Source organism: Bradyrhizobium sp., assembly GCF_035273305.1.
GTDB lineage: Bacteria > Pseudomonadota > Alphaproteobacteria > Rhizobiales > Xanthobacteraceae > Bradyrhizobium.
In genome coordinates, this window is the sequence record NZ_DATEPI010000022.1 from 1 (window position 1) to 3,247 (window position 3,247).

The 3,247-nt window shown below is 60.3% G+C and carries 4 protein-coding genes; all 4 read right to left on the bottom strand.

Features of this window, described 5'->3' with window-relative positions; genetic code table 11:
• On the bottom strand, window positions 1–422 hold a 422-nt coding region (locus tag VJV58_RS01510), incomplete at its 3' end, for a MerR family transcriptional regulator (protein ID WP_324135545.1).
• 34 nt (window positions 423–456) lie between these two features.
• The gene (locus VJV58_RS01515) at window positions 457–786 is read right to left on the bottom strand and encodes an integration host factor subunit alpha (RefSeq protein ID WP_324135546.1); all 330 of its coding nucleotides are present in this window, start codon (window positions 784–786) and stop codon (window positions 457–459) included.
• A gap of 131 nt (window positions 787–917) precedes the next feature.
• Complete coding sequence (locus tag VJV58_RS01520) at window positions 918–1,895, bottom strand: beta-ketoacyl-ACP synthase III (RefSeq protein WP_324135547.1); 978 nt, start codon at window positions 1,893–1,895, stop codon at window positions 918–920.
• A complete protein-coding gene (plsX, locus tag VJV58_RS01525; protein ID WP_324135548.1) occupies window positions 1,892–2,953 on the bottom strand; it encodes a phosphate acyltransferase PlsX in 1,062 nt (353 codons plus the stop codon). Before plsX ends, VJV58_RS01520 begins: the two co-directional genes overlap by 4 nt.
• Window positions 2,954–3,247: the final 294 nt, after the last annotated feature.

Sequence of the window (3,247 nt, forward strand, 5' to 3'; positions counted from 1 at the left end):
TCTTCATCGGCATCGAGCAGGCGGAAGTCGATGCCATCGGTGCCCTCGTAATCGTCGTCATCGACGTCGATGCCCGGAACGGAATCCTCGTCCTGCTCCAGAATGCTTTGGCCGATCGCCTCTTCGATCGCACCGAACGATGCTATCGCGGAGTTGTCAGCCAGCCGTTGCACCGAAGCGATGCCATGCTCTTTAAGAATCCGCTGCACTCCGCGGATGGTGTAGCCCTCGCCGTATAACAGGCGGCGGATACCCTTGAGCAGATCGATGTCGTCGGGACGATAGTAGCGGCGACCGCCGCTCCGCTTCATCGGCCTGATCTGTGCAAAGCGCGTTTCCCAGAACCGCAAAACGTGCTGTGGAATTTCGAGGTCGTGCGCAACCTCGCTTATGGTACGAAACGCATCCGGCGCTTTGTCCAAATGCTCGCTCCTCTTGCGTCGCTGAACAGCCTGACTACTCGGGGTTGGCCTGACCGTTGCCAGGATTCTGACCGTTGATCCGCTGCTTGAGAATGGCTGATGGTTTGAACACCATTACGCGACGCGGCGAAATCGGCACCTCGGTGCCGGTCTTCGGATTGCGGCCGATACGCTGGCCCTTCTTGCGCACCATGAAAGAACCGAACGATGACAGTTTCACTGTCTCGCCCTTCTCCAGGCACTCGGTGATTTCTTTCAGCACCAGTTCGACAAAGGCCGACGATTCGGTGCGGGATAGCCCTACCTTTTGGTAGACGGCTTCGCACAGATCGACGCGTGTTACTGTCTTCCCGGTTCCAGTCATCGCCTGCCCCAAACTCACGGCGAACAATATCTATCTGAAATTATGAGGTTAACAAGCAACGGTCAACAGTGCTCATGGATGCAATCGCATGAAAGAGCGTGGGAATGCGGGCATCCCCCTTAACGTCGCGCTTACCACCGCAGCAGCGCCGAGCCCCAGGTGAAGCCGCCGCCCATCGCTTCGAGCAGCACCAGATCTCCCTGCTTCACGCGCCCGTCAGCGACCGCGACGCAAAGCGCTAGCGGTATCGACGCTGCCGAGGTGTTGCCGTGCAGGTCGACCGTCACCACGACCTTCTGCGGTGCAATATGAAGCTTGTGCGCGGAGGCATCGATGATTCGGCGGTTGGCCTGATGGGGGACAAACCAGTCGATATCATCGGCGCTCGTCCCCGTCGCCTTGAACGCGTCTTCAATCACGTCAGTGATCATGCCGACCGCGTGCTTGAAAACTTCGCGTCCCTCCATTCGCAAATAGCCTACCGTCTGAGTCGAGGATGGACCACCGTCAACGAATAACTTTGCCTTGTGCCGCCCATCAGAACGCAAATGCGTGCTCAAGATGCCTCGGTCCGATAGTTTACCAGGTTGCGTCTGGGCTTCGAGGACGACAGCGCCGGCACCGTCGCCAAACAAAACACACGTGCCGCGATCGCTCCAGTCGAGGATGCGCGAGAAGGTTTCAGCGCCTATGACCAGCGCGCGCTTGAACGCGCGGGTGCGCAGGAAATTATCTGCGGTGGCAAGCGCGAACACAAACCCTGAGCACACCGCCTGCAGGTCGAACGCCGCCCCATGGTGGATGCCAAGTTCGTTCTGCACGGTAACCGCGGTCGCCGGAAATGTATTGTCCGGGGTCGAGGTCGCCAGCACGATCAGGTCAATCGACTGCGCGTCGGCACCGGCATTGGCGAGCGCGGCGCGCGCGGCATGGACGGCTAAATGCGAGGTGAACTCGCCCTTTGCAGCAATATGGCGCTGGCGGATGCCAGTGCGTTGCACGATCCACTCGTCGGAGGTGTCTATGCGTCCCGCCAGTTCGGCATTGGTCAGGATCTGCTGCGGAAGGTACGCGCCGCAGCCGAGCACCACCGAACGTATTGCGGTCACGAGACAGCCTCCTGCGCGGGCGACGCTGATCCAAGCGCGTTGCCGTCGCGATTGAGCATTTGATTGATCTTGTTCAGGAGATCGTTGCGGACCATCTCATACCCAACATCCACGGCGTAGGCAAAGCCTTCGGCGTCGGTTCCACCATGGCTCTTGACCACAATGCCATTCAGTCCGAGCACCAGGCTGCCGTTGGATTTGCTCGGATCGAGCTTGTCGCGTAGCGCTTTGAAGGCGTCCTTGGCGAACAGGTAACCGATTCTGGAACGCCAGCTGCGCGAAAGCGCCTCGCGGAGAAAGTCGGTGATTTGCCGGGCGGTGCCTTCGGCAGCCTTCAAGGCGATGTTGCCGCTGAATCCCTCGGCAACGATGACATCGGCGGCCCCCTTGCCGATCCCGTCGCCCTCGACAAAACCAATATATTCGAGCTGGGGCAGATTCATCGCCCGCAACAACTCGGCGGCTCCGCGAACTTCCTCGCGGCCCTTGATTTCCTCTACGCCGATGTTGAGGAGGCCAACCGTCGGCCGTTCCAGATTGAATAATACGCTCGCCATAGCGCTGCCCATCACCGCCAGCGCCACCAGATGATGCGCATCTCCGCCGATGGTGGCGCCGAGGTCGAGCACGACCGAATAGCTTCTCGCCGTGGGCCATATCGCCGCAAGCGCCGGCCGATCGATCCCCGGTAACATGTGCAGGCAGAAGCGTGCCATCGCGGCCAGGGCGCCCGTGTTGCCGGCGGATACGGCAACGTCCGCCTCACCCTTCTTGACGGCATCAATCGCAAGCCACATTGACGATGTCTTGCGGCCACGGCGCAGTGCCTGACTCGGCTTGTCGTGCATGCTGACCGCAACATCGGTATGAATGACCCGGGAGGCCGCCTTCATCGCCGGGTATTTCGCGAGTTCCGGATCGATCAGTGCGCGATCGCCGAACAGCAGAAATTCGCTATCGGGATGTCGGCTCAATGAAATGGCGGCGCCGGGAATGACGACCGATGCGCCGACATCGCCACCCATGGCGTCAAGCGCGATTCGAACCTTTTGCGGCATGGACGTCCCGGAAACCTGATCTCTCGCGGCCTTCGCTCGGCCGCACTCTGATCCCATGAGGGCGGCGCTCGGCGAAGCGCGATCCTGCGCCCGGCCGGGGCGCGACAATAGCGTGTCCGCGCCCTGACACAACCTCTTGACCACCGCCTTTTAAAGGCCAAGCGGAAGGGTTGCGGATTCGGCACACCGAAATAGTTGCGACGGTTCAGCTAATTAGGTTCGAATAGCGACCCACTTCGTCATCTGCTTCGATACGCGAGACGCGAGATATCCCTCCCCGCTAAGTTCAGCGCT